Origin of the sequence: Micromonospora zhanjiangensis (assembly GCF_042650605.1) — a bacterium.
GTDB lineage: Bacteria > Actinomycetota > Actinomycetes > Mycobacteriales > Micromonosporaceae > Micromonospora_J > Micromonospora_J zhanjiangensis.
Window position 1 is genome coordinate 1 of the sequence record NZ_JBHSBN010000005.1, and the last position, 21,946, is coordinate 21,946.

Sequence of the window (21,946 nt, forward strand, 5' to 3'; positions counted from 1 at the left end):
TCTTCTGTTGTGATCAACCTTGCTTCGACAACAAGATGATCAACCAGGAGCCACGGGCACCCTCACGCCGGGGTCCACCCTGGACAGACTGACGGCCTCAGCCGACCCCCATCAACTTCGGTGAGCCGTTAAAGTCGGATTCTGGCATCAAAACTGTCCGTACAGGTGTGTATGGACGGTAAATCGGTTGTCCCCCGAAGAGCCGACTACCGGGTTGAAGAGGTAACTGCCAAAGTGTTTCTCAGGCAGTGAAGTCTGTTTCGAAGACAATCAGAAACCGGAGGAGGAAGCATGCCTGGTTACAATCCCAACTGCGACAATTGCTTCAAGTGCGGGACCTGCCGAGGGACAGGGGTGGTGCGCACGACGAAGATGGATCGTGGCATTGCGTACTACGTCGACGAGACGTGCAAGACCTGCCGAGGTGTCGGTGGTCGACCGGGGGCTGGGAAGCACAACCATTCGTAGTGCTTGGGCCCAGTAGAGCGGCTACGGCGAAATTGACGACGCGTGTCGTCTTGGAAGCAAGTCACGTGACTCCGCGGAGAGGGTGGTGAGCGGCGATGGAGTTCGTCGGCTGGCACAGGTCGAGGAGTGCCCTGCTGCCTCGCGACATCGTGCGCCGGATGGAGGACTTCGCACGCTACGAAATGCTGGGTGACGCGAGTGGGATCGACTCGAGCCAGGTGTGGCCGATGGTCGGCTCGATGTTGCCGGTGGCCCAGTCGAACCGGGACGGCTTCCTGACCGCGGTGGCGGAGACCGTGACACCGGTCGGTGGGTGGGCGGCCTACGGCGCCAGCCGGCTCGTGGCGGAGGTGATCGACTCGGACTTCGAGGAGGAGACCGCGCGGGTCATCCTCGACGGTGCCGTGACGTTCCTGCGACAACACGGTGTTCCGCCGCAGCGGCTGCGGACGTACGAATGGTTGTTCTGGCTTTCGCACGGGGGCAGCATCGACAACTGGCTCACCCGGTTGGAGCCGCCGCCGCCGGACGACACGTGCATCACCCAGCTCGCCCGGGGCGAGGTTCGCCGCGTCGCGCAGCTCACGGCGGCGCACGACTCGAACACGGTCCACGTGGGTTGGTCGGACGACGGGACGTTCGTCGGGGTCATCGACGCGCGGCGTAGCGACGAGGACCCGACCCGCGGCCGTTGGGTCTGGAAGAACGCAGGCACGATGTACGAGCTGTACATGGACATGGGCCTGGCGCTGCAGGTGCCGCCGTTCTGGGTGGATCCGGAACTCGAACACTACATTCCGCTGCCTCGACCCAGGATCTGAGAGTCCTGATCTCCAGGCACTGGTCCGGGCGATGTCGCCTCAGGGTCCGGCGCTCGCGTCGGTCGGCCTGCCGAGAGCCAGTCGCCCGGCGAAGTCGCGGCAGCGGGTCTTCCAGTCGGACTCTTTCGAGGCGTCCAGGCAGCGTGCCAGCAGGGCTCGGACGGCGTCCTGCAGGCCGGCGGCGAGGATTGCTGCCTCGTGACGTTCGAGGAGATCCGCCAGCCTGCGGCGGGCCCCCACCTCGACCAGGTCGAGTTCGGAGATCGCGTCGACGGCGACGCCGAGGTCGATGTCCAACAGGGACGGGATCAGGCGGCGGGCGAGGCCGACGTCGTCCGAATGATTGGCCAGTGCGACGCAGTGCTCGAAGAAGTCGGGCTCGGCAGGTCGCCTCACATACAACGTCGGCAGCAACTGTACGGCCAGCCGTTGGACGCCCTGCTCGGCGCTCGACAGCAGGGTGAGGATGGTCTCCTCGTCGGCCGCGGCCCGGGCGGCCAGGGCGCGTACGGCCTGTTTACGAACCGTCTTGTCCTCGAGTTCGTCGATGGCCGTCTGGCGGGTCAGGTCGAGGTCCGACAGCGTCAACCGGGCGGGGTCGGTGAACATGCGTGCGACGGCTGTGCGCCGGTGCCGGTCCCCGAGCAGACGCAACGACTGGGCGAAGAGCGTGGCCAGTTGCCGGCGGAGCGCCGCCTCGAAGAGGCCGTAACTGAAGGGGACAATCGTCAACTGGCGTTCGGTCTCCAGCTCCTGCAGGACTCTCACGAGGTTCTGCTTGCCCTTGTCGGTCACCGCCGACAGGTCATCGACGTCCTTGATGAGAGTCAGATAGGTCTGGTAAGTGCGGTCCAGGCACAGGACCACGAACGGTTTGCCGGAGACCAACGCCTCGTGCAGCTCGGTCTTCCACGTGATCTCGCCATAGTTCTCCACGATCACGAACACGCAGAGGTCGGCCTGCTGGACTGTGGAGATGGAGTTGTCCCGCCAACTGGCCCCGGCCGAGTTCAGGTGTAACACGTGCCCGGCCAGGTAGTGCCATGGTTGGCCACCGAAATCGGTCACCACCTTGACGAAGTTCTCGCGGACGTTGGCGGTGTCGGACGCACCGCAGAGCATCACTTCCAGCATCGACAGGCTCCCGTATCGCCGAAACCCGGACATGGACGAGGCCGGCGGGAGCACGGAGTCGAGTGTCTCCGCGCTCCCGTCCGGCGGACGAATCAGTCAGGAGCACCTACCCCACTGGCAGTTGTGTCCCGACTTCGGCCTTCCCATTTTCTCGGCCTCCTTGCACCAGGCGCACTTCGACCGTCCTGCCTTGATACATGCGCAGCCCATTGTCGCTCCCATCAAATGTGGATCATCGTTGCCGAACTGATTTCACCGGGGGTGGGTCAGGGGGATCATCTCGAACCGGGATCCGGCCATGCCCGCCGCTACTCCCCGGAGGCGGCCCGCGTCGTGCGCCTTGCCTAGATGAATGCACAGACCGGCCCAGGCTCCGTGGTCCTTCGACCATTTCATTGCCGGATACGAGTTGCAGCGAGGGCACAGCCACGTGAACTCGCCCTGGGCCTGGCGGCGGAAATTCTCCGGAAGCCAGACAGGCCGGTCACCGGATACCAGCTCGACATGCCTCATGGATGACCCGCAACCCTCTGCTTCGCCCTTGCCGCAAGCGTCGCAGGCGGGACCTGCTGGCCCCATGTCGATGTCTCCCAAGGGTAGTCCTCTCTATTTCACAGCACGGGCGGCATCACCGCAGGCTCTACGCCCGGCGGGTCAGTCGGAGGTGATCTTTGCGGACTGGTCCGCGGCGCGAAAGGTGTCGATGGCCTTGCGGATCAGCTTCGCCGAGTGCATACCGCCGCCGAGTCCGTGCGGTGAGAACAGCTGCACCTCCCGGAAGTCTCCGCGGTCCCACACGTACATGTGCAACGTCCCGACGTTCCCCTGGGCGCCGGCATTGAACTTCGGGATGCCGACCCCGACGGCGAAGGCGGGCTTGTCGTCGTCGAGTGACGAGAACGGGGAATTGTCCGTCGGCGTGAAGAACCCGCTGTTGTCTTTTCTGTTGACTCGGGCGGCGAAACCGCCGAGGGCGGCGCCGAAGCCACGGGCGGCCGCCGCGGCCTCCTGGAAAACCGCCGCGCAGTCCTTGACGCTCATTCGAGTCCGGATCTCCGCACTCTTCTGACCCATCAGATGCCTCTCATCAGTGAACGATATGCGTCACGGCCCGTAAGCCCTGACACGTGCACAGCCCACGGGTCCTCCGCCAGTCTTCCCCGCGCGTCGGCCATGGGCTATGGACAGACTCGACGGAACTGGCCGGCCGGTCGACCCACCACTAGGGAACCTCGGGACCGACGGGGCATCACGCCGTCGTACGAGAACATCTGGGCCGCCCGACCCGGCGGTGGGTCGCTGATCGGTCATATCTTGGTGGCCGAGCCGTCACGCTGAGCATCGCGACGCTCTCCCGCCGTGCCACTGCGCCTAAGCTCTGTCACATGCTGTGTCCCTTCTGTGGCAGTGAGACAACAAAGGTCGTGGACAGTCGGATGTGCGAGGGCGAGCGGGTCCGCAAACGCCGGTGTGACAAGTGCACCCGCACCCACACGACCGCCGAACGGATCAGTGCCGAGTGGATGAAGGTGCGGAAACGGAACGACACAGTGGAGCGTTTCGTCCGAGCGAAAATCGCCGAGAGCATCCGGACAGCGGCGGGCGGCACGCCGCTGTCGCCGGCTGACGTCAAGACCTTCGTCGACCGGGTGGTCCAGGTTCTGCAGCCGGACGCGCCCGATGTCCCGGTGCACAGCCGTGACATCGGCAAGCTGGTCATGGAGCAACTGCGCGGCGACACGGCCGCCGTGGACGTGGTGCGGATCCGGTATGCCATGGTGTTTCTCGGTAGCCGCGTCTACCCCGGCGGGTTCCGGGACATCGCCGCCTTCGTCCGCTGGCTTGACCAGGAGTACGGGTCTCCTCGCGTGACGGCGGCGCCCGAGGGGCCCACCAGTGTCATCAAGCGGGACGGCCGGACCGAGACGTTCCAACCGGGCAAGATCCTGGCCGGCGTGCGCCAGGCAGCCGCCGGCCGCGGCACCCCCGCCGAGGTCGACCAGTTGGCCCGCCGGGTTACCGACGAGGTCGGGACGCGGCTCGCCGGCCAGGGGGTGGTCACCTCACAGCAGATCGGCGCCGAGGCGATCCACGCGTTGCGTGCGATCGACCCGATTGCCTACCTGCGCTACGCGGCGGCGGTCAAGGGTTACCGCTCGGTGGACGACTACTGGCTCGACGCGACGGCCCTGCTGGAAAGCGCCGGTTAGCCCTCCAGCGCGAGTCGCGCCTTGGCCAGACCCCGTTGGGCGCGCTCGAGCTGGAAACGATCGCCCGATTCGGTGGCCAGCTGCTCCGCGCGCTGAAGCAGCGCGATCGCATCGTGTGGCCGGCCCGCCTTGGTCAGGGTCTCGCCAAGGTCGTTGGAGATCTCCGCCATCACCCCCCGGTCGTTCGCCTCTTCGCTGATCGCCAGGGCCTCCTGGTGCCCGGCGACAGCGCCCGCGAAGTCACCCATTTCGGCACGTACGCTGCTGAGATTGCTCAAGACCATGGCTCGGTGGTTTACGTCCCCGGCTTCCCGCGCGATCTCGTCGGCCTTGGTCAGCTCGGCCAGTGCGGCCTCGTACCTGCCCAGCCGGGCGAGGCAGAGCCCGACGTTCCCGCGCGAGCTGCCCTCGTTGGTTCGGTCCCCGAGCGCCTGTTTCAGAGCGAGACTCGAGCGGAAATGGTGCAATGCCCCCTCCCAGTCGGCCAACCGGTAGCTGATGACACCCATGTTGTTGAGCGTTCGCGCCCGGCCGTGCTCGTCGCCGGCGTCGGTGTATCGGGTCAGCGCATCCCGCAGACTGGTCAGCGCCTCCTGGTGCAGACCGAGCGCGTCAAGAGTGTTGCCGATATTGCCGAGACCATCCGCGATGCTGCTGCGGTGGTCGGACCGCAGGGCCAGTTCCAGGGCCTTCCGGTGGTGGTCCAGCGCCTCCCGGTAACGACCGAGCCGATCGAGCGACAGGCCCCGGTTGCCCAGGGCCGCGGCCTCCCCGCGGAGGTCCCCCGCGACACGCCGCGTCGCGATCACCTCGTCGGAGAGTTCCAACGCGCGGGCGTTCTCGCCGAGGTTCATGTGCATCACCGCCAGGCGATGAAGGACATCCGCGCGGTCCGTGGGGTTCCCGGCGGTCGCCAGGGCGGCCTCGTGCACGATCCGGATCGACGGCCAGAGGCCCTGTGAACTGAGGTACCGGTTCATGGTCTCGGACAGGCGGAGCACCCGCTCGCCCAACTCGAAGGCGTCGGCCCGGTGGCAGGCCGCGACCACGTTCGAATGTTCGGCCGCCATCCAGGCCAGGGCCGCCGGCCGATCGGGGAACGGGGGCACCTCGCGGTCCGGCACCGCCCCGATGTTCGCCCGTACGCGTTCGCCGAAGATCGCGACGGCAGCCGCCGCGGACGAGGCGGCGTAGTGGTCGGCGAGGCGTTGGACGGATGTGACGCGGTCCTGCGCGGAGTCCTCCTGCTCGGCGAGTTCCCGCCCGTACATGCGGAGCAGCACATGCATCTCGAAGCGGCGCGGTTGCCGCTCCTGCAGCAGCGACGCCCGGGCGAGAGCCCAGAGAGTCCCGCCCGCGACGACCCGTTCCAGGTCGGCCAGCGCGGCGAGGTCCCACGCGTCGTGCTGGGCGCCAGGGCTCAGGCCCAACAACCTGAACGCTCTCTGTAACTCGATCGGCAGGTGGCCGTACGACCAGGAGAAGACGGAACGGCAACTGGCCTGCGGATCATCCCTGATCTCCAACTGGTCGAGAGGGCGCTGTGCCTCGGCCAGTTCCTCGGCCAGGTCGGCAAGACTCAGCAACGGCCTGGCGCTCACCACCTCGGCGGCCACTCGCAGCGCCAACGGCAGCCGGGCACACCGCTGCACGATCTGAGCCGCCGCGGCCGGGTCGCTGTCGACCCGCTCGGCGCCGATGATCTCCCGTAACAGCATGAGCGCCTCGTCCGACGTCAGCACCTCCAGAAAGATCCTCTGCGCCCCGTCCCGCGCGGCGAGCCCGGCGAGCGCGTCCCGGCTCGTCACGATCACGAAGCAACCGGAGCCGCCGGGCAGCAACGGCCGCACCTGCTGCGCTGATGAAGCGTTGTCGAGCAGGATCAACAGGCGCCGCCGCGCGGTTGCCGTCCGATAGGCGGACAACCGTTCGGCCTCGGTCAGCGGGATCTCCTCGACCTGCAGGGCACGCAGCAGGACGCCGAGCGCTTCCCCGGCCGGCATCGGTTGGTTGGTCGGGTCGTACCCGCGTAGGTCCAGGTAGAACTGTCCGTCGGGAAACCGGTCGGGGTGCTCGTACGCCCAGTTCACCGCGAGTGCCGTCTTACCCACCCCGGCCGTTCCCGCGACGGCCGAGAGGATAACCGGCACGGATCCGCCCGCCCACTCGCTGAGCTGGCCCATCTCGGCGGTGCGGCCGACGAACGGCGTGGGACGCATCGGCAGGTTCGCCGGACCGTCGAAGACGGGCGGGCCGTACTTGGCCGCCTCGAAGAGCGCCCGCAGGCGCTCCTTGCTGGCGGCGTCTGTCGTCAGGACGTCAAGGATCGTGTCGATGCGGTCGGCAGGCGGTAGGACCGACCCGTCACGGTAGGCGTAGACGGTGCTGGCGGCCACCTTGAGCTCTTTCGCCACTGCCGCGACCGACAGCGAGCCTCGATCGACAACGCGCCGGAACTCTTCGGCGAACTGCTTGATCTGGGCCTCGTACTTACGGACCATCTTTCGTCCTTACAGCGCCTTACAGCGCCTTCCAGGGAACTCGTTCCGTCCAGTCCGGAATTGGTGTGCTCTCCGCACGGCCCGATTGGGGGCCGATCCTCAGAACCGGAAGGGGACTGCTGCACCATGCCCAGAAAAGGACGGATCAGGCTCGTTGGCAAGTGGGAGAAGTTCGCCGCCGAGGAAAGAGAGCGAGAGCTGCGGGACCTCGCCGACAGGCTGCGCACGGAGCTGCATTATAGCAAGGCCGAGGCGCGCAAGGACCTGCCGTGGGGGACGTCGAACTGATTGCCGCGGGACTACGAACCCGTCGGCTTTGTTCGCGAGGGCCATGCGCGGTACCGGGGGATGCTCGGCGCCGCGCCGGACGAGACCGACTACTCCACTGTCTCCGCTGATCGGGAAAGAGGCCGCCGGATCGCTGCGGCCTATATGGCCGGTCCGGTGCTCGACGACCGGGCCCGGCCGGCGTACCACGCCTTCGCCGCCGAGACGGCGCGCCAGTTCGATCTGTTGACCGCCCCGGTTCGTCGCGGCGGCCTCGGTGTCGAGGTGCGGGTGTCCAGTTCGGACCCGTATCCGGACGCTTCCAGCATGGCGCGGGACCTCCGTCGCCGACGGCTGCTATGGGTGTATTCGACCGCCGCATCGGGCTCCGCGCACCCACTTCTGAGCGACGAGGAGAACGACATGTTCCGAGCCGTGCACGACGCATTCGGCCACGCGGCGATCGGGCGCGCGTTCGATGCCGACGGTGAGGAAGCGGCGTGGCGGTCGCACTATTCGATGTATTCCCCGCTGGCCGGCTGGGCGATGACCACCGAGACGCGTGGACAGAATTGCGCCATGCTGCATCATTTCGGCGGGCGACGATTCCCGGAACAAAAGGCATTCCTGCTGCCGCCGGAGATCGCCCTGCTGTTCTGAGATTCGACGTCTCCCCGGCGGTGACACCGCGCCGCCGGGGAGACTCGGCGGCGCGCCGGGCGGTCGTCAGCGAAGAATTCATGGGAGACCTCGCGTTCATCCGCATCCGCTCATCATTCCCAGACGTTGGTCGAAATCCATCCCCGAACCGGCCGGGATGGATGGTCCTCCAGACCGTGGGTCCGTACCAGCCGTGGCGATATGGGCGACTTGGGGGGTGGCTTCGGACTCCGACCGGTCAGCCCACCTAACCGGGTTGTCGCTTAACGCCGACGGAGCGCTACCGATACGGTGGTGACTATGTCCCAGCCCACCGCCCCGCCGCTGCTCAGGGAGTTCATCGACATCCCGGAGCGCACCAGCACCAGTGACTTCGTGCTCAAGCTTGCCGACAGCGTCACCGACGCCGACGCCACCCTGCGCGAGTACGTCATCACCGACCGGCTGGTGGGCAACTTCGATGAGGCGCTCGGGCTGATCCGCTCCGCGGTCGAGGGGCAGGCGTCCAAGGCGGCGTACCTGCACGGATCGTTCGGTTCCGGCAAGTCGCACTTCATGGCCGTGCTGCACGCCCTGCTGCGTGGCGAGCCGGCCGCCCGGGGCCGCGACGAGCTGGCCCCGCTGGTCGCCAAGCACAGCGTCTGGCTGGACGGGCGCAAGTTCCTGCTCGTGCCGTACCACCTGCTCGACGCCCGGTCGCTGGAGCAGCGGGTGCTCGGCGGCTACGTCGACCGGGTCCGCGCCCTGCACCCGGACGCGCCGATCCCTGCCGTGCACCGCACCGACTCGCTGCTGGAGCAGGCGGCCGACCTGCGGGACAAGATAGGCGACAAACAGTTCATCGACGGGCTGCCCGGCGGCGACGCCGAGGACGAGTGGGGCGACAGCGAGACCTTCTGGAACACCGAGCGGCTCGACCGGGCGTTCGCCGGCGACTACTCCGACGAGTTGCGCCGCAAGCTCGTCAATGACCTGCTGGTCAGCTGGAACAAGGGCTTCTTCAGCAACGCCCGGGAGGACGCCGAGGCGTTCGTCTCGCTCGACCGCGGCCTGACCGAGATCAGCCGGCACGCCAAAGAACTCGGCTACCACGGCCTGATCCTCTTCCTCGACGAGCTGATCCTCTGGCTGGCCAACTCGATCGGCGACCAGCAGTTCGTCTCCCGGGAGATCCAGAAGATCACCAACTTCGTCGAGGGCGGCGACACCCGCCGGCCGATCCCGGTGGTCAGCTTCATCGCCCGCCAGCGCGACCTGCGCGAACTCGTCGGCGAGGACGTCGCGGGCGCGCAGGAACTCGGCTACCAGGACACCCTCAACCTGGCCAGCGGCCGGTTCGACGTGATCCAGCTCGAGGACCGCAACCTGCCCGAGATCGCCCGCCGCCGCCTGCTCAAACCCCTGACTCCCACGGCCGCCGCGGCGATCGGCAAGGCCTTCGACACCACCACCAAGGTACGCCGGGAGGTGTTCGACACCCTGATGGGCGCGGACTCCGGCACAGGCGCCGACATCGACGCGTTCCGGTCGACGTACCCGTTCAGCCCGGCGTTCCTCGCCACCCTGGTGCACGTCTCCAGCGCGCTGCAGCGTTCCCGTACCGCGTTGAAGCTGATGCGTCAGCTCCTGGTCGACCGCCGGGAGACCCTGCGCCTGGGCCAGCTGGTGCCGCTGGGTGACCTCTACGACGTGATCAGCGGCGGCGGCGACCAGCCGTTCACCGAGAAGCTCAAGGCCGAGTTCGAGATGGCCCAGAAGCTGTACGCCCTCAAGCTGCGCCCGCACCTGCTCGGTCAGTACAGCCTCACAGACGACGACCTGGAGACCGCGCGCCGGGGTGGCGCGCTGCCGGCCGACGTGGCGGGCCGGATCCGGGCCTTCACCGGCGACGACCGGTTGATCAAGACGTTGCTGCTGGCCGCGCTGGCGCCCAGCGTGCCGGCGCTGCGCAACCTGACCGCCCGCCGGCTCTCCGCGCTCAACCACGGCAGCATCACCAGTCCGATCCCCGGCGGGGAGGTCGCCCAGGTCAGCCGCAAGCTGGCCGACTGGGCCGGCCAGTTCGCCGAGATCCGGATCGGTGAGGGCGACGACCCGGTGGTGTCGCTGGAACTGGTCGGCGTCGACGTGGACAGCGTGCTGGCCACCGCCAAGCACTACGACAACGAGGGCGCCCGCAAGCACCTGGTCCAGCGGTTGCTGTGGCAGCAGCTCGGCGTGCCGTGGACCGATTCGTTCTTCGCCGAGGCCGCCCTCACCTGGCGGGGCAGCCGGCGCGGCATCGAACTCGTCTACGGCAACGTGCGGGACGCGGGCGACATCCGGGACGAGGCGTTCCAGCCCGCCGACCCGGCCGGTTGGCGGCTGATCGTCGACTACCCGTTCGACGACGGCAGCCACGGACCGGCCGACGACCGGCAGCGGGTGCAGGACCTGATCACCCGGACCACCGCCCGAACCGTGTGCTGGATTCCCGCGGCGCTCACCGTCGAACGGCTCAACGAGCTGGGCAAACTCGTCATCATCGACAAGCTGCTGGAGGGGCAGCGCTTCGACAGCCACGCCGGTCACCTCAACCCGGACGACCGGCGGCGGGCACACGGGGCGCTGACCAACCAGCGCAGCGCCCTGCTGGCCAAGATGCAATCCGTGCTGCGCCAGGCGTACGGGCTGGCCGCCAAGCAGGCCACCGACGTCCGGCTCGGCTTCGACGACCATCTCCAGTCGCTGACCCGGGCACTGGCGCCGAAGCTGCCGATGGGCGCTACCTTCAACGACGCCCTGCGCAGCCTCGGTGACCAGATGCTCACCCAGCAGTTCCCGGCACACCCGGACTTCGACCCGGACCGCAAGGGCGACCCGGTACGACCGGCCGACGTGAAGACCGTGCTCGACCACGTCCGGCGGGCGGTCGAGTCACCGGAGGGCCGCGTCGAGGTCGAGCGGGCGTACCGGCAGACGATGCGCCGGATCGCCAACCCCCTCGGGCTCGGCACCATGCACGAGGCCGCCTTCGTCATCGAGGGGCAGTGGACCCAGCACTTCCAGCAGAAGGCGGCGGCCGAGGGCATCCAGGGCGAGCTGCGGGTCGCCGACCTGCTCCGCTGGATCGACCAGCCCAAGGCGCGCGGCCTGGACCCGATCGTCGCCCAGCTCGTCGTCGCCACCTTCGCCGAACAGACCGACCGGGCGTTCTACCTGCACGGCAGCGAGGTCGTGCCGGCGCCCGAACCGGGCCGCGTAACCGCCGACCACACGCTGCGCGAGGAACGCCTGCCCAGCGAGGCCGACTGGGCAACCGCCCGCGCCAGGTCCGTCGCCATCTTCGGTTTCCAGCCGGCGGCCCTGCGCAGGGGCCGGTTGCTGGCCATTTTCGGGCGGGACCTGACCATGGAGGCCAAACGGCACCGCGATGCCGTCCAGGAACTGGTCTCCCAGTTGGAGACGCACGCGGCGAAGCTGGGGCTCGACGACCGGGCGACCAGCGGTCGGCTCGCCACCGCACGTGCCGCGAAGGAACTGTTGACCGCGCTGGACGAGCGGCGTTCAGCCGTGGAGATCGTCGAGCGGCTGGCCCGCGCCGACCTCGGCGGACCAGCCGACCGGACCGGCCGCAGCATCAGCAGCGCGGCCCAGGTCTCGGCCGCACTCGCAGCCGCCTCCTGGGACAACTTCGACATCGTCGCGGGTCTGGCATCCGGCGAGTACGGCGCCGAGGCGAACGCCATTCTCGCCGCGCTGCGCGGCGCCGCCCGAGCGGACGAGTTGACCACGCCACTCGCGCCGGCCCTGCACCGCGCCCAGACCGACGCGACGGCCTTGCTTCGTCGCGTGACCAGAAGTGGCTCTGGAGGCGATTCCGGTCCGGACCCGAGCCGTGGCGGTGGCTCGGACAGCACCGGGGGCGACCCCGGTTCGAGATCCGGTGGCGGCACCGGCGGTGCCGGTGCCGGTGGCACGGACGCCGATGGCGGCGGCCGTCGTCATGGTGGACGGCAGGTCAGCTCCGATGCTCTCGATCCGGCCCTCGCGGACCTGCATGCGTTCGCGGCCGACCACCCCGGCGCCACCATCGAGGTGAGCTGGAGAATCGTGCCGTGACCCAGGCGACCGCGCCGGCAAAGGCGTTGCGGATCAACCCGGCCGCGCTCGGCCAGAAAGTGGCGCAGCAGCTCGACCGGCACCGCAACGGTGAGGCGTACCCGGTGATGCTGATCCGCGCGGAGCCCACCTGGACGCACGACCCGGTGCTGCTGTTGCCCCAGGCGCGCCGGGCCCGGGTCGTACCGTGCGTGTCGCCGCTGGCCGTCTGGGAACAGCTCGCCGCCGAGCGCGGCGAGGAGACGTTGGTGCTGCTCACCGACGTCCCGGAATCCGATCTCGGGCCGGGCGTACTCAGTCGGGTGTTCCGGCAGCGGGTGATCACCGTCGAACCGTGGGACCTGGTGGTGGACGCCTTCGGTGCCCAACTGCCCGACACCGCGTTGGAGCACGAGTCGTGGGCCGGCGAGGCCCTGCTTGACGCCATGCCGCCGGGTGGCTGGCCCAAGCTCACCACCGCGGTGCTCACCCGGGACGTCGCGCTAAGGCACCTAGCCTCTGTACGCCTCGGGCTGGACCGGCGCGGCGAAGACCCGGACGACCTCGACGTGCCGGCGCTGCTGCGCTGGACCGGTGAGCCGGGCGCGGTCGAGGCGTACGGGCTGCTCCGGCCGGCCGAACGCGACGGTCTCGGTCGGTGGTTGGTGGACCGGTTCCGGCGCCCGGCGAAGGCCCTGTTCGCCCTCATCGAGGCCGGGCACGGCGCCGACGCGCTGCCGCTCGGCCTGGTCTGCGACGCGCTCTGGACCACGGACGCCGCCGAGGCGGTGCGCGCCCGAGGCCGCGTCGACCAGTACTTCGGCAACCTCGACGACGACGCCACCATCTGGAGCTTCGCCGACGCGGCGGTCCAGGTGGTCACCGCCATGCTCGCCGCACCGCGGGTGCGGCCCGGTGACGACCGGCGGGACCGGGAACCCGGCGCGCACCGGCGGGCGGCCGCGGTCCTGGACCGGGCCGAGGAGTTGCTCGTCCAGTTCGGGGCGGTGGGCAGCGCCGGCCACAGCCCGATCCTGCGTACCGGATTCGCCCGCCGGCTCGGCGCGGCCGCCGAGGCACTGCTGGCCGGGCTGCGGGACGGTTCCTCCGTCGCGGCGTTGGACACGGCGGTCGAGGACCTCCTCGGGCACCGGCTCGCCGACGTCGAGGTCGAACGGGTCCGGCGGGTACGGATGGCGCAGCGACTGGTCCGCTGGCTCGGCACGCCGGTCGAACCACCGGCCAGCGTCGCCGACGGGGTGGACCGGCAGATCGCCGACTGGGGCTGGGTCGACCGGGCGCTCGGTCACGTCTGGGCCGGTGAGGACGTCGACCCGGGACTGCAGTCGGCGTTCGGTCAGGTCCACGAGCGGGTCCGGCAGCGTCGTCGCGAGTTGGACCGGGCGTTCGCCGCGCGGCTCGCCGGCTGGGCCACCGCCGGGCCTGGCAACGACGGGGGACTGCTCACCGTCGAGAACGTCCTGCCCCGGGTGGTCGAGCCGCTGATCCGCGCCGACGGGCCGGTGCTGCTGGTCGTGCTGGACGGGATGAGCGCCGCCGTCGCCGTCGAGCTCGCCGAGGAGCTCTCCCAGCACTGGGTCGAGTACGACCCGCTGGCTGGTTCCGGGCCGGCGCGCCGGCGTGGCGTGGTAGCAGCCCTGCCTACCCTGACCGCGGTGTCGCGCACCTCGCTCTTCGCCGGCGCACTGCGGACCGGTACCCAGGCGACCGAAAACCAGTTTTTCGACCAGGGCCGGTGGGGTCGGGGCGCCCGGATCTTCCACAAAGGGCCGGCGCGCGGTGCGGCCGGCGAGGTGCTGGCCCGTGACCTCGCGGACGCGGTGGCCGACCAGCGACACCTGGTCGCGGTGGTCATCAACACCGTGGACGACTCCCTCGCCCACGGCCGGGAAGGGGACGAACCGGGCTGGCAGCTCGGTGACCTCGGCTACCTACGTAGCCTGCTCGACCTGGCCCGGTCGGCCGGCCGCGCGGTGCTGGTCACCAGCGACCACGGGCACGTGCTGGAACGCGACGGGACGTACGTCCGGGTCTCCGACGCGGCTTCCGCGCGGCACCGCACCGGACCCGGCCCGGCCGGCGAGGGCGAGGTCGAGTTGTCCGGACCGCGGGTCGTCGCGCCGGACAACCGCATCGTCGCCCTGTGGGATCCGTCGCTGCGCTACCGGCCGAGCAGGGCCGGCTACCACGGCGGTGCGGCACTGGCCGAGGTGACCATCCCGCTGCTGGCCTTCCTGCTGCCGAACGTGACCGATCCGCCGACCGGCTGGGCGGCTGTGCAGGGGCGGGAGCCGGACTGGTGGACCGCCGCCGCGCCCCCCGCCGCGGCGACCCCGTCGACGGCCCCGGCACCGCGGTCCGCGCCGAAGTCGCGCCGGAAGGCTGCCGTCGACGCCGGACCCGCGCTGTTCGACGTACCGGAAACACCGGCTCCCGTCGCGGCGCCCGCGCCCGAGCCGGAAGACCTGGTGTCGGCGTTGGTCGATACCGAATTGTTCCGCGCGCAGCACAGCCTGACCCCCCGGCGGGTGGAGGTCGGGAAGGTGGAACGGGCGCTGCGGGCGCTGCTCGACGCCAAGGGCGTGCTTCCCGCCGCCGTGCTGGCCGAACGAGCCGGTGAGGTATCGGCCCGGGCCGGCGGCTTCGCCAACATGCTGCAGCGCATCCTGAACGTCGACAACTACCCGGTGCTGTCGCTGATCGACAACGGGCGCACGGTCCGGCTGGACGTCACGCTGCTGCGCGAGCAGTTTTTGCCGGCCAAGGCGTCGTCGTGAACGCCGTCAGCCCGGCCCGGCGACGGGAGGTCCTCGACGCGCTGCGTCGTGGTGCCGTACCGGCCGCCGGCCTGGACCTCTTCGCCGTCGGCCTGGACCGGTTCACCGCCGCGATCGGTGACGACCTGGCCACCGTCGCGGCCGGCGGCGCGGTCTTCAAGGCCGTCCGCGGCGAGTACGGCTCCGGCAAGACCTTCTTCACCCGCTGGATCGCCGAACAGGCGAAACGAGCGAACCTGGCCACCGCCGAGGTGCAGATCTCGGAGAACGAGACGCCCCTGCACAAGCTGGAGACGGTGTACCGGCGGCTCACCGAGCGGCTGGCCACCTCCGCCTTCCCGCCCAGCGCCCTGCGGCCCGTCGTGGACGGTTGGTTCTACGCGCTGGAGGAGGATGCGCTGGCTGCGGGGGAGGTCCGCGCCGACGACGCCGCCGGTCTCGATTGGGCCGTCGCGACGCTGCTCGACCAGCGGCTCACCGAGGTCAGCCGCACCGCGCCGGCCTTCGCCGCGGCGCTGCGCGGCTACCGGGCCGCCACCGCTGCCGGCGAGCCGGCCACGGCGGACGCGGTGCTCGCCTGGCTCGGTGGTCAGCCGCACGTCGCGGCCGCGGCCCGCCGGGTCGCGGGCGTACGCGGAGACCTCGACCACTTCGCGGCCCTCAGCTTCCTGCAAGGGCTGCTGACGGTCCTGCGCGACAGCGGCCACCCCGGGCTGTTGCTGGTCCTCGACGAGGTGGAGACCCTGCAGCGGGTCCGCTCCGACGCCCGGGACAAGGCGCTCAACGCCCTGCGTCAGCTGATCGACGAGGTGCACTCCGGCCGGTTCCCCGGTCTCTATCTGGTCATCACCGGCACTCCGGCCTTCTACGACGGGCCGCAGGGCGTGCAGCGGCTCGCCCCATTGGCCCAACGGCTCGCCGTCGACTTCAGCACCGAGGCACGGTTCGACAATCCGCGCGCCGTGCAGATCCGGCTGCCCGGCTTCACCGTCGACTCGCTCGTCGAGTTGGGTGGCCGGGTCCGGGACCTGTACGTGACCGGGTCGACCGCACCCGACCGCGTGCGGTCACTGGCCGACGACGGTTACCTCCGGCAACTCGCCGAGGCGGTTGCGGGTGGTCTGGGCGGCAAGGTCGGCATCGCGCCGCGGCTGTTCCTCAAGAAACTGGTCGGGGACGTGCTGGACCGGATCGACCAGTTCCCCGACTTCGATCCGCGGCGGCACTACGCTCTGACCCTGTCCAGCGCAGAGATGAGCGACGTCGAACGCAACGCGACCAGGGCTGACGAGATCTCGCTCGACGTCTAGGAAAGAATCAGACCATGAGCACAGATCTGGCATCCCTCCTCGGTACTCAGGAGACTGCCGCCCTTGAGTTCAAGCGAGAGGCGACCGACCGGAACGCCATCCGGAAGGCCATCTGCGCTCTCGCCAACGACCTACCTCGGTTGGGCGGGGGTGACCTGATCATCGGTGTCGACGACCACGGTCGACCGGTTGACGGCACGGACGTCTCCGATGCGGCTCTCCTCAAGATCACCGAGTATCGTGACCAAGGGCTTATCCTTGACCGGCCTTCAATGGTGGTGACCGCCGAGACATTCCGCGGAAAGCCTGTCATCCGGGTTCGGGTAAATGCATCCCGAACGCCGCCGGTCAGGTTCGACAACGTCGTGTATGTGCGACCCGGCCCAACTACCAGGCGAGCCGGCCGGGACGATGAACGCGTTCTGTCGGAGCGGCGGCGGTCTTTCGAGGCGCCGTTCGATGTGCGTCCCCTTGCCGGCAGTGCACTGGACGACCTCGATCTCGAGCTGTTTCGCATGGAGTACCTCCGGCAGGCCGTGGACGTCACGGTGTTGGAGGAAAATCATCGGTCTATCGAGCAACAGCTGGCCTCGCTTCGGCTCGCCGACGTTGACGGCACGCCAACCGTACTCGGTCTGCTGCTCGTCGGTATCGACCCCACCGTCCGGGTCCCCGGCGCTTACCTGCAGTTCGTTCGGTACGAGGGAATGGACGTCGGTGGGTCGATCCTGGATGAGCAAGAAATTCGAGCCAACATCATAACAATCGCCGAGCGGCTCGAGATCCTGCTCAGGGGGTATCTGCGTACGCGCCTCACGGAAGTCAGCGGCTTCCGGGAAGAGGCTCGGCCCAACTACCCGCTGGAAGCACTCCGAGAAGTGTGCATGAACGCAATAATGCATCGTAATTACGAATCCTCCAACGCACCAATTCGGATTGCCTGGTTCGACGACCGCATTGAGGTAACGAATCCGGGTGGTCCGTACGGTCAGGTGCGGGCCGACAACTTCGACCGCGTCAATGACTATCGTAACCCTTCGCTCGCCGCCGCCATGAAGTCCCTCGGATACGTCAATCAATTTGGTCGTGGCATTGGCCGCATCCGAGCTTCGTTGATTCGTAACGGCAACCCAGAGCCGGTTTTCGTGGTGGACCAATCCTCGTGGACCGTCACGGTGAGGAGCGCGACATGATCTCCCTTGCTCTGTTCAACAACAAGGGTGGCGTGGGCAAGACGACGCTGACCTATCACCTGGCACACATGCTGCAACGCCTTGGCCACAGCGTTCTCGCCGTCGACCTTGATCCACAGTCGAACCTGACGGCCGCCTTTTTGGACGAGGACGCGCTTGGCGAACTGTGGGACGAAGCAGCGACACCTGCCTGGGGTGGTCCTCACCAGCGTCGACTATGGTCTCCGCTGGAGCAGGGGATCGGCACGGTAGTGACCGCTATCCGGCCGATCATGGAGGGCGTGGGAGACATCGAGAGCGTGCGGCCAGTCACGATCACGCAGGATCTCGCCCTGATGCCAGGTGACCTCGAACTCAGTGCCTTCGAAGATCGCCTGTCCGATGCCTGGCCTCGGGGCTTCACCGGCAAGGACCAAGCCGCGATAAGAGTGACGACAGCATTTCACCGAATTGTGCAACGGGCCGCCGCTGAGGTCGAAGCTGAGATCGTGCTCATCGATGTCGGCCCCAACCTGGGAGCTATTAACCGAGCAGCCCTACTGGCTGCTGACGCGGTGCTGATGCCGCTGGCGGCGGACCTCTTCTCCCTGCGCGGCTTGAAAAATCTCGGTCCGACGCTGAGAGATTGGCGGACGACGTGGCGGGAAGTCGTGCTGCCGAAGGTTCCGTCGAATATCGCCGCACCGGCCGGTACGATGATGCCGCTCGGTTACGTGATCATGCAACCAACGATGCGCCTCGACCGGCCGGTGCGTGCCTATCAGCGGTGGCTGGATCGCATCCCCAGCGTCTTCGCAACCGCGGTGTTGGGGGAGCCGGACGCAACCGACATCGGTCGTGGGTACGAGATCGCGACGCTACGCAACTACCAGAGCTTGATGCCACTGGCGCACGATGCGCGTAAACCGATGTTCGACTTGCGATCCGGTGATGGCGCATTGGGAAGCACCCAGACCTTGGTGCAACGGTGCCATCAGGACTTCAGGTCATTGAGCGAGGAACTGTTGAGGCGGCTCGCAACAGTGTCCACCCATAGCTGATCGTGAAAACAGAGTCGCTGCACCCTGTTGTCCTGCACCACATCGTCAACTCATTGCAGTGGCCGATGCTGCGTCCGCTGCAGGAAGCCGCAGTTGAACCCTTGCTGGCCGGCGACGACGCGCTACTGCTCGCGCCGACGGCAGGCGGCAAGACGGAGGCGGCGCTGTTCCCCCTGCTGTCCCGGATGGCGCAACAGAACTGGCGTGGGACGTCCCTGCTGTACGTCTGCCCGCTCAAGGCCCTGCTCAACAACCTGCTGCCTCGGGTAACTGGCTACGCGGAGTGGCTGGGCCGGCGTACCGCGGTCTGGCACGGTGACGTTACCTCCGGGCAGCGGCGCAAGATCCTGCGGGAGCGGCCGGACATTCTGCTGACCACGCCCGAGTCGTTGGAGTCGATGCTGGTCAGCGTCAACGTCGACCACGACGAGTTCTTCGGCAACCTGCAAGCCATAGTGGTGGACGAGGTGCACGCGTTCGCCGGTGACGACCGGGGCTGGCACCTGCTGGCCGTACTGGAACGGCTCGGTCGAGTGGCGGGGCGTCCCGTCCAGCGGATCGGGCTCTCCGCCACGGTCGGCAACCCCGACGAGTTGCTGTCCTGGCTGCAGGGCGCAGGGCGGGCGAACCGGCCGGCCCGAGTGGTGGCACCCGATTTCCCCGACCGGGCCCCGTCGGACGGCCCGAGCACATCGGTGGCCCGGGCTGCTGCCCGGCCAGCCGGCCCCGCCCCGGCGTCGACCGCACCGCCTGGCGATGTGGAACTGGACTACGTCGGTTCGGTCGACAACGCGGCCAGGGTGATCGCCGCCCTGCACCGAGGCGAGAAGCGGCTCGTCTTCTGCGAGTCCCGGGCGCTGGTCGAGGAACTCGGACAGAAACTGCGAGCGCTCGACGTGACCACCTTCCTGTCGCACGCCTCGCTGGCCGTCGACGAGCGACGGCGGGCCGAGGAGGCGTTCGCACAGGAGCGGGACTGCGTCATCGTCTCGACCAGCACCCTCGAACTGGGCATCGACGTCGGCGACCTCGACCGGGTCATCCAGATCAACGCGCCACGCACCGTCGCCAGCTTCCTGCAGCGGATCGGGCGCACCGGACGCCGTCCGGGCAGTGTCCGTAACTGCCTGTTCCTGGCGCTGGACAGTCCCGGCCTGCTGCACGCCGCCGGCCTGTTGACGCTGTGGGGCCGCGGCTGGGTCGAGGCCGTCGTCCCGCCGCCCGAGCCACGGCACATCGTCGCCCAGCAGGTACTCGCCCTCTGCCTCCAACGGCAGCGGGTCGGCGACACACTCTGGTCGGCCGAGTGGAACGGCCTGCCGCCGTTCGACCACACCGCCCAGGTCGTCGTCCGGCACCTGGTCGAACAGGGTTTCCTCGAATCCGACGGCGGCATGCTCTTCGTCGGTCCCGAGGCCGAGCTGCGGTTCGGTCGGCGGCACTTCATGGACATGACCGCCGTGTTCACCGCACCGCCGCAGTTCACCGTACTGGCCGGCCGGACCGAGATCGGCCGGGTCGATCCGGCGCTGCTCACCGAGAAGGTGCATGGCCCTCGGCTGTTGTTGCTGGCCGGACGCAGTTGGCGGGTCACCCACGTGGACTGGACACGCCGCCGCTGCTTCGTCGAGCCGGCTGACTCGGGTGGTAAGGCGCAGTGGCTGACCGGAGCGGGGCCGCAGGGGCTGTCGTACCTGATGGTGCGGGCGATGCGCGAGGTGCTGCTCGGCGGCGAGCCGCCGGTGCGGCTGACCCGCCGTGCCGCGGGCCGGCTCGCCGAACTGCGGGACGGGGCCGCCAGCGCAGTCCACCCCGGTGGCACGGTGATCACCCGTACGGGAAGGGGCGAACTGCGCTGGTGGACCTGGGCAGGGTTCCGGGCCAACGCCACCCTGGCAGCCACGCTCAGCCCTCTCCTGGATTCGACCCAACAGTTCGACGACGTCAGCCTGCGGCTGCTCGATGGAACTTCCCGGGACACGGTGTTGGCGATGATCGGCAGCGCGGTGGGAAGCGTCTGCCTTCCCGATGTCGACGATAGGGCCTTGGCTGGTCTCAAGTTCGGTGCTGCGTTGCCTCAACGGCTGGCGGTGGCGACGCTCGCGGCGCGGCTGGCCGATGTGGATGCGGCAGTGGCGGTGCTCGGTGAGCCGGTCAGGTTCGTGGTTCCTGCTAGCGGCTGAGGCCTTTGTTGGACAGCGAGGCCCACGGGTTCGTCGTGTCGCACGTGCCGGTCACCGCTTGGCCGCGGCCTTCTTGGCCGGTGCCCGCTTCGCTGCGGCCTTCTTGGCCGGCATCCGCTTCGCCGGTGCCTTTTTCGCGAGGGTCCGCTTGGCGGCGGTGACCTTCTTCTGGGCGACGCGGGCCGAGGTCGGCTTGGGCTTCTTCGTCGGGGTCTTCGCCGCGGTCGCCCCGGTGGCCCGTTTACTGGCGGTGGCGACCTTCTTTGCTGCCGCGGCTGCCTTGCCGGGGGCCTTCTTGGCCCCGGTCGCCTTCCTGGCGCTGGCGGGCCTGGTGGCCGTCCGGGTCCGGCCGCCCCTGCCGCCCGGGTGATGGGTGCGCGACCCGGCGAGTCCGTCGGCCATCTCAACTCCTCCTCGTGAGAGTGCCTCGCCCGTTCAACGCCGACGCCGATCGGGACACCGCGCCAGCGGCGCTGAATCCGTCGTGCCATGCGCCCGTCGACCGAACTGTCTCCCCTTGAAGGAGCCGGATAAACCCATGATCGCGGATAGTTTTGGCCGGTCAGAGCGAGCCGAACTCTCCGTGATCATGAAAGGTGGTGGTGGACGGGGCGAGGCGACCGTCGCGTAACCGGTGCGTCACGTCGCAACCGTCGGCCACCGCCGGGTCGTGGGTGGCGATCACGACTGTCGTACCCCGCTCGTCCCGTAACCGCAGCAACAGCTCCACGATCGACGCGCCGGTACGCGAGTCCAGGTTCCCCGTGGGCTCGTCGGCCAGCAGCAGCCGCGGCTGGTTGATCAGGGCGCGGGCGACCGCCACCCGTTGCTGTTGACCACCCGAGAGCCGGGACGGCAGGGCGTCCGTACGGTCGGCCAGCCCGACCAGGGTCAACAGTTCGCGCGCCCGGGCGGCCTTGTCGAAGTCGGTGCGGAACGGCAGCACCGGGGCCATCACGTTGTCCAGGGCGGTCAGCGCCGGCAACAGGTGGAACCGTTGGAAGACGAACCCGACCGTGCGCCGGTACGCGGCCAGCCCGCGCCCGGACAGCCGGCCGATCTCCTGGCCGGCCACCTCGATGGTGCCGCCGTCCAGCCGTTCGAGGGCGCCGACCAGGTGCAGCAGGGTGGACTTGCCGGCGCCGCTGGGGCCGGTGAGGGCGACGGCCGTGGCCGGTGCGATGTCCAGGCTGACGCCGTCCACGGCCGGCAGGCGTCCGCCGTCGGGCAGGGCGAAACTCTTGCGGGCGGCGGTGATCCGGACGATCGGGTCGGTCATCG

Annotated in this window: 14 protein-coding genes; 9 read left to right on the plus strand and 5 right to left on the minus strand. The window is 68.9% G+C overall.

Features of this window, described 5'->3' with window-relative positions:
- The first annotated feature begins 626 nt into the window (after window positions 1-626).
- Window positions 627-1,289 carry a hypothetical protein gene (locus ACFOX0_RS09280; protein ID WP_377543602.1) on the plus strand — a complete coding sequence of 221 codons (663 nt, stop codon included), beginning with the start codon at window positions 627-629 and terminating at the stop codon, window positions 1,287-1,289.
- Between the two features lie 39 nt (window positions 1,290-1,328).
- Here the strand turns inward: ACFOX0_RS09280 and ACFOX0_RS09285 are convergent, their stop codons facing one another.
- Both ACFOX0_RS09285 and ACFOX0_RS09290 read right to left on the minus strand, forming a co-directional pair.
- Window positions 1,329-2,423, minus strand: a complete 1,095-nt coding sequence (locus tag ACFOX0_RS09285; protein ID WP_377543604.1) for a hypothetical protein — start codon at window positions 2,421-2,423, stop codon at window positions 1,329-1,331.
- A gap of 654 nt (window positions 2,424-3,077) precedes the next feature.
- On the minus strand, window positions 3,078-3,464 hold the full coding sequence (locus ACFOX0_RS09290; RefSeq protein ID WP_377543606.1) for a hypothetical protein: 387 nt from the start codon (window positions 3,462-3,464) through the stop codon (window positions 3,078-3,080).
- Between the two features lie 344 nt (window positions 3,465-3,808).
- Here ACFOX0_RS09290 and ACFOX0_RS09295 point away from each other — a divergent pair, with 344 nt between their 5' ends.
- Window positions 3,809-4,633 (plus strand): ATP cone domain-containing protein, encoded by an 825-nt coding sequence (locus ACFOX0_RS09295; RefSeq protein ID WP_449288849.1) that lies wholly within the window; start codon window positions 3,809-3,811, stop codon window positions 4,631-4,633.
- Here ACFOX0_RS09295 and ACFOX0_RS09300 read toward each other — a convergent pair.
- Entirely contained in the window at window positions 4,630-7,134 is a 2,505-nt protein-coding gene (locus tag ACFOX0_RS09300) for an ATP-binding protein (RefSeq protein WP_377543611.1), read from the minus strand. The two genes, ACFOX0_RS09295 and ACFOX0_RS09300, sit on opposite strands and share 4 nt — an antisense overlap.
- Window positions 7,135-7,482: 348 nt before the next feature.
- Here ACFOX0_RS09300 and ACFOX0_RS09305 point away from each other — a divergent pair, with 348 nt between their 5' ends.
- The 7 genes from ACFOX0_RS09305 (at window position 7,483) to ACFOX0_RS09335 (ending at window position 20,665) form a co-directional block, all read left to right on the plus strand.
- Window positions 7,483-8,061: a hypothetical protein gene (locus ACFOX0_RS09305; RefSeq protein ID WP_377543613.1), complete on the plus strand. Its 579-nt coding sequence runs from the start codon at window positions 7,483-7,485 to the stop codon at window positions 8,059-8,061.
- Between the two features lie 300 nt (window positions 8,062-8,361).
- Window positions 8,362-12,162, plus strand: a complete 3,801-nt coding sequence (gene pglY, locus ACFOX0_RS09310) for a BREX-2 system ATPase PglY (protein WP_377543615.1) — start codon at window positions 8,362-8,364, stop codon at window positions 12,160-12,162.
- A complete protein-coding gene (gene pglZ / locus ACFOX0_RS09315; protein WP_377543618.1) occupies window positions 12,159-14,939 on the plus strand; it encodes a BREX-2 system phosphatase PglZ in 2,781 nt (926 codons plus the stop codon). The genes pglY and pglZ overlap by 4 nt, the downstream gene beginning before the upstream one ends.
- Entirely contained in the window at window positions 14,936-16,249 is a 1,314-nt protein-coding gene (gene brxD / locus ACFOX0_RS09320) for a BREX system ATP-binding protein BrxD (protein ID WP_377543621.1), read from the plus strand. The genes pglZ and brxD overlap by 4 nt, the downstream gene beginning before the upstream one ends.
- A gap of 14 nt (window positions 16,250-16,263) precedes the next feature.
- Window positions 16,264-17,442, plus strand: coding sequence for an ATP-binding protein (locus tag ACFOX0_RS09325; protein WP_377543623.1), 1,179 nt, complete (start codon window positions 16,264-16,266; stop codon window positions 17,440-17,442).
- Window positions 17,439-18,482, plus strand: coding sequence for a ParA family protein (locus ACFOX0_RS09330; RefSeq protein WP_377543625.1), 1,044 nt, complete (start codon window positions 17,439-17,441; stop codon window positions 18,480-18,482). The genes ACFOX0_RS09325 and ACFOX0_RS09330 overlap by 4 nt, the downstream gene beginning before the upstream one ends.
- Window positions 18,483-18,484: 2 nt before the next feature.
- Window positions 18,485-20,665, plus strand: a complete 2,181-nt coding sequence (locus tag ACFOX0_RS09335; protein WP_377543628.1) for a DEAD/DEAH box helicase — start codon at window positions 18,485-18,487, stop codon at window positions 20,663-20,665.
- 51 nt (window positions 20,666-20,716) lie between these two features.
- Here the strand turns inward: ACFOX0_RS09335 and ACFOX0_RS09340 are convergent, their stop codons facing one another.
- Both ACFOX0_RS09340 and ACFOX0_RS09345 read right to left on the minus strand, forming a co-directional pair.
- Window positions 20,717-21,067 carry a hypothetical protein gene (locus tag ACFOX0_RS09340; protein ID WP_377543631.1) on the minus strand — a complete coding sequence of 117 codons (351 nt, stop codon included), beginning with the start codon at window positions 21,065-21,067 and terminating at the stop codon, window positions 20,717-20,719.
- Between the two features lie 160 nt (window positions 21,068-21,227).
- The gene (locus ACFOX0_RS09345) at window positions 21,228-21,944 is read right to left on the minus strand and encodes an ABC transporter ATP-binding protein (protein ID WP_377543634.1); all 717 of its coding nucleotides are present in this window, start codon (window positions 21,942-21,944) and stop codon (window positions 21,228-21,230) included.
- Window positions 21,945-21,946: the final 2 nt, after the last annotated feature.

What these genes read in the sequence shown, in the direction of transcription:
- ACFOX0_RS09290 (WP_377543606.1), bottom strand. Translation starts at nt 3,464, where the DNA reads ATGAGCGTCAAGGACTGCGCGGCGGTTTTCCAGGAGGCCGCGGCGGCC.
- ACFOX0_RS09280 (WP_377543602.1), top strand. Translation starts at nt 627, where the DNA reads ATGGAGGACTTCGCACGCTACGAAATGCTGGGTGACGCGAGTGGGATC.
- ACFOX0_RS09345 (WP_377543634.1), bottom strand. Translation starts at nt 21,944, where the DNA reads ATGACCGACCCGATCGTCCGGATCACCGCCGCCCGCAAGAGTTTCGCC.
- pglY (WP_377543615.1), top strand. Translation starts at nt 8,362, where the DNA reads ATGTCCCAGCCCACCGCCCCGCCGCTGCTCAGGGAGTTCATCGACATC.
- ACFOX0_RS09305 (WP_377543613.1), top strand. Translation starts at nt 7,483, where the DNA reads ATGCTCGGCGCCGCGCCGGACGAGACCGACTACTCCACTGTCTCCGCT.
- ACFOX0_RS09340 (WP_377543631.1), bottom strand. Translation starts at nt 21,067, where the DNA reads ATGGCCGACGGACTCGCCGGGTCGCGCACCCATCACCCGGGCGGCAGG.
- ACFOX0_RS09330 (WP_377543625.1), top strand. Translation starts at nt 17,439, where the DNA reads ATGATCTCCCTTGCTCTGTTCAACAACAAGGGTGGCGTGGGCAAGACG.
- ACFOX0_RS09295 (WP_449288849.1), top strand. Translation starts at nt 3,809, where the DNA reads ATGCTGTGTCCCTTCTGTGGCAGTGAGACAACAAAGGTCGTGGACAGT.
- ACFOX0_RS09325 (WP_377543623.1), top strand. Translation starts at nt 16,264, where the DNA reads ATGAGCACAGATCTGGCATCCCTCCTCGGTACTCAGGAGACTGCCGCC.
- ACFOX0_RS09300 (WP_377543611.1), bottom strand. Translation starts at nt 7,134, where the DNA reads ATGGTCCGTAAGTACGAGGCCCAGATCAAGCAGTTCGCCGAAGAGTTC.
- ACFOX0_RS09285 (WP_377543604.1), bottom strand. Translation starts at nt 2,423, where the DNA reads ATGCTGGAAGTGATGCTCTGCGGTGCGTCCGACACCGCCAACGTCCGC.